This window comes from uncultured Pluralibacter sp., assembly GCF_913775985.1.
Taxonomy (GTDB): domain Bacteria; phylum Pseudomonadota; class Gammaproteobacteria; order Enterobacterales; family Enterobacteriaceae; genus Pluralibacter.
Window position 1 is genome coordinate 1 of the sequence record NZ_CAJYMB010000089.1, and the last position, 3,986, is coordinate 3,986.

Annotated in this window: 2 protein-coding genes; both read left to right on the plus strand. The window is 63.1% G+C overall.

The annotated features are described in order from the left end of the window. The coding region (locus QZ766_RS09985; protein WP_297201004.1) for an ABC transporter substrate-binding protein at positions 1–422 on the plus strand (422 nt) is incomplete at its 5' end. After that, positions 422–1,429: an iron ABC transporter permease gene (locus QZ766_RS09990; protein WP_297201007.1), complete on the plus strand. Its 1,008-nt coding sequence runs from the start codon at positions 422–424 to the stop codon at positions 1,427–1,429. The genes QZ766_RS09985 and QZ766_RS09990, both read left to right, overlap by 1 nt. Positions 1,430–3,986: the final 2,557 nt, after the last annotated feature.

Consider the following 3,986-nt stretch of genomic DNA (forward strand, 5'->3'; position numbering starts at 1 on the left):
GGAAACAGCGCCTGCGGGCCCTGCCCGCACCGCCGGCCAATACACCGCCGCCAAAAGTTTTTGTGTATGACTCAGGCGAAGACAAGCCCTTTACCAGCGGCAAGTACGCCATGCCTACCGCTATTATTGAGGCGGCCGGCGGCAAGAATATTATGGACGCGCTGGAGACCAGCTGGGGCACCACCTCCTGGGAAAGCGTCGCGGCAGCCGGGCCCGAGCTGATTATTTTGCTGGACGACCAGAGCGGCAGCGGCGCCGATGACCTGCGCCGCGTGCTGGAGCATCACCCGCTGATGAAGCTGACGCCCGCGGTGCAGCAGCAGCGCTATCTGAAGCTCAAGTATGCTGAGCTGACCCCGGGTCCGGCCAACATCAACGCCGTGGAAAAGCTGGCTCATGCGCTATATCCGGCAGGTCAATAATGCGCGGCGGCATTAACCGTTACGTGATTGCGCTTGTCGCTACCGCACTGCTGCTGGCGGGGCTGATGCTGTTCAGCATCGCCAAAGGTGCCGTCGCCCTGCCGCCGGCGCAGGTGCTGAGCGCGCTGGGCATCGGCGACGCGCCGGTTTCGGAAATGGTGCGCCGCATCGTGGTGGATATCCGCCTGCCACGTACCCTGCTCGCTGCCCTCACCGGTGCCGGGCTGGCGATGGTGGGCGCGCTGCTGCAAACCACGACCCGCAACGACCTGGCCGATCCGTTTCTGTTTGGCCTTTCGTCCGGGGCATCCGCCGGAGCGGTGCTGACCATAACCCGCTTCGGCGAGCTGCTCGGGGCCTTCACGCTGCCGGTCGCCGCCTTTGCCGGGGGGATGATCTCGGCGGGAGCCGTGATGCTGCTGTTCCGCATTCGCCAGCAGCGCGGCGCGGAGCACCTGATTTTGTGCGGGCTGGCCATTTCGTTCCTGTTCGGCGCGTTAACCAGCTATCTGGTGTTTTCCGGCGACCGCCGGGCCGCCAGCTCGGTGCTGTTCTGGTCGCTGGGGGGCATGGGGCTTGCCCGCTGGGAAAATCTGCCTTTTGCCCTGCTGAGCGTGGTGATGCTGGCCGTGTTTATTGTCTGGCGGCGGCGGGCGCTGGACGGCCTGCTGGCAGGCGAGCAGACGGCGCTGTCGCTGGGGATTAACGTTTACCGGCTGCGCACGGAGGTCTTCCTGTGCTGCGCGCTGGCGACCTCGCTGCTGGTGGCGTTAACCGGGGTGATTGGCTTTGTCGGCCTGATGGTGCCGCACCTGTGCAGGCGGCTGGCGGGTGTCAGGCATCTTATGCTGCTGCCGCTGTGCGCCCTGGCAGGCGCGGTGCTGCTGTGCGGCGGCGATATTCTTAGCCGCACCCTGCTGGCCCCGCAGGAGCTGCCGGTAGGAATTATTACCGCCGGGCTCGGCGGCCTGTTTATTTTGATCCTGCTGGTGGGAAAGTCATCCTGAAAAACGCGGGGGTGTATCCCCCGCGCGTACTCAGTTGCCAATCTGATCCATCGCCTGCAAGATGCGCTTATCGGAGATGGGATACGGCGTGCCCAGCTGCTGGGCGAAGTAGCTGACCCGCAGCTCCTCAATCATCCAGCGGATCTCCTGCACGTCGGCGTCGTCGCGCCGGGCCGGCGGCAGCTTGTTGAGCCACGCCTGCCACGCCTGCTGAATTCTTTCGACTTTCAGCATCTGGGCGCGGTCCCGGTGCGGATCGATAGCCAGCTTCTCCAGCCGGCGCTCGATGGCGGTCAGGTAACGCAGGGTATCGCCGAGCCGGCGGTAGCCGTTGCCGGTGGCGAAGCCGCGATACACCAGCCCGCTCATCTGCGCTTTGACGTCAGCCAGACCGAGCGCCATGGTCATATCGACCCGCCCTTTCAGGCGCTTGTTGATATTGAACACGGCGGTGAGGATCTGCTCCACCTGTTTGGCGATTTCCACCACAGTGTCGTTCAGCTCCGCGCGCACTTTCTCATGCAGCTGGCTGAAGCCCTCTTCCGTCCACGTCGGCCCGCCAGACTCGTCGATCAACTTGTCGACGCCGCAGGAGATGCAGTCGTCAATCAAATCCAGCACTTTGCCGTACGGATTGAAGTAGAGGCCCAGCTTGGCTTTGTTCGGCAGCTTTTCGTGCAGATACTTAATCGGCGACGGCGTATTGAGCAGCAGCAGGCGGCGCAGGCCGCGGCGCATGGCGGTCTGCTGCTCCTGTGGGTTATCGAACAGCTTAATGGCAACGCTGTCGCGCTCGTCCACCAGCGCCGGCCAGGCTTTCACTTTATAGCCGCCGCGCTTCTGCTCGTAGCGCTCCGGCAGCGTGCCGAAGCTCCACAGGTGCAGGCCGCTCTGCTCGATACCGTCGTCGGCCACCGCCGATAGCGTCTCCTGGACTTTGCTTTTCAGCGCGCCTTTGAGCGCCGCCAGATCGCGGCCTTCGTTGAGCTTGCGGTTTTTGTCATCCACCACCCGAAAGGTGATTTTCAGGTGATCGGGCACCTGATCCCAGTGCCAGTCCTCGCGGTCAACGGTCACCCCGGTCATGCGGCGCAGCTCGCGCTCTAAGGCGTCCAGCAGCGGCATTTCCAGCGCGGTGACCCGGCCAAGAAATGCCTCGGCGTAGTTCGGCGCGGGCACGAAGTTGCGGCGTACCGGCTTGGGCAGCGATTTTATCAGGGCGATAACCAGCTCCCGGCGCAGGCCGGGGATCTGCCACTCAAAGCCTTCATCGCTTATCTGGTTGAGCAGCGGCAGCGGGATATGTACGGTCACGCCGTCCGCGTCGGTGCCGGGCTCGAACTGGTAGCTCAGGCGCAGCTTGAAGCTGCCCTGATGCCAGAAGTTCGGGTAGTCCAGCTTGCTGACGTTTTCCGCTCCCTCTTTGATCAGCATGCTCTTCTCAAAGTTGAGCAGATCCGGCGTCTCTTTCGCGGCCTTCTTCCACCAGCTGTCGAAATGGCGGGCGGATACCACGTCGTGGCTGATGCGCTGGTCGTAAAACTCGAACAGGGTTTCGTCATCCACCAGAATGTCGCGGCGGCGGGTTTTGTGCTCCAGCTCCTCCACCTCGTTGCGAAGCCGGAGGTTTTCGCGGAAAAAGGCGTGCCGGGTCTGCCAGTCTCCTTCCACCAGCGCGTGGCGGATAAACAGCTCCCGGGACAGCGCGGGGTCAATTTGGCTGTAGTTAACCTTGCGGGCGGCGACAATCGGCAGGCCGTAAAGCGTCACTTTTTCGGTCGCCATGACCGCGCCCTGGCCGCGCTCCCAGTGCGGCTCGCTGTAGGAGCGCTTAATCAGGTGCTGGGCCAGCGGCTCCACCCACTCGGGATCGATGCGCGCGGCGATGCGGCCCCACAGGCGGCTGGTTTCCACCAGCTCCGCCACCATCGTCCATTTTGGCGGCTTCTTAAACAGCCCGGAGCCGGGGAAGATAGAGAAGCGGGCGTTGCGCGCGCCGGTAAACTCCTGCTTATCGGCGTCCTTCATGCCGATATGCGACAGCAGCCCGGTAAGCAACGCGAGGTGGATCTCGCGATATTCCGCCGGTTCGCTGTTCACCGGAATGCGCAGCTCTTTCACCACCTGGCGCAGCTGGGTGTAGATATCCTGCCACTCGCGCACCCGCAGGTAGTTCAGAAAATCAGTGCGGCACTGGCGGCGGAACTGGTTCGACGACAGCACCTTCTGCTGCTCGCCGAGGTAGTTCCACAGATTGACGAAGCTGAGGAAATCGGACTCTTTATCGAGGAAGCGGCGGTGCTTCTCGTCGGATGCCTGCTGCTTATCCATCGGCCGCTCGCGCGGGTCCTGGATCGACAGCGCCGAGGTAATAATCATCGCCTCACGCACGCAGCCGTGTTTCTGCGCTTCCAGCACCATGCGGGCCAGACGCGGGTCCACCGGCAGCTGGCTGAGCTGACGGCCCAGCGGCGTCAGCTTATAGACCGCCTGCTGCGAGATCGGAAGAGCACACGTCTGAACTCCAGTCACAAAGATACATCGCGTATGCCGTCTT

Excerpts from the sequence above, each read along its gene's own strand:
- QZ766_RS09990 (WP_297201007.1), top strand. The coding sequence starts at position 422 with ATGCGCGGCGGCATTAACCGTTACGTGATTGCGCTTGTCGCTACCGCA.